The 510-nt window shown below is 55.1% G+C and carries 1 pseudogene; it reads left to right on the top strand.

The features are described from left to right. Positions 1-292: 292 nt before the first annotated feature. A pseudogene (locus ACYVG7_RS09845) lies at positions 293-510 on the top strand (phage protease); the annotation flags it as partial.

Raw genomic sequence — 510 nt, forward strand, 5'->3', positions numbered from 1 at the left:
CAGGCTCGATTTTGTCTGTTAGTTGGTGCGCTGGTGTTGGTCGAAACCGTTTAAACGTTTCTGGAGCGATTTAAATGTGGTTTTAATGGGGTGCCGTGGATTGGTTAAGGTACAAATCCATAAACGGCGCTCTGCTCGATTGTTTGGGGTCTGGTGCGGCGGATGTACCCGTGTGCTATCGTTGAGCCCGTTCAGAATGATTTAAACGCCATTAAACGCTACTCGCGTCCCCCTGATCTCCTGTAATACACAATAAACCCGCCAATTTCCCCCGCCATTCGACAATGGCGGTATGAAATCTATTCGCTCCATCTCACAGCCGCAGGGGCTGGCTCTCCTGCAAGCCTTGCCGATTGACCCGCGCTTGCCGCCTCGCGTGGCCGTGTTGGAAGCGGCACTCACATCCGCTGACGACGGCTGGCATCAACTGCTACCCGCTGGCGCATTTACAGCCCGTGATGGCAGACCCTTCGATGTGGAGGGCGGTCAGTGGCACCTGGACGAACAGAC

The sequence above is a fragment of the Pseudaeromonas pectinilytica genome (genome assembly GCF_054780855.1).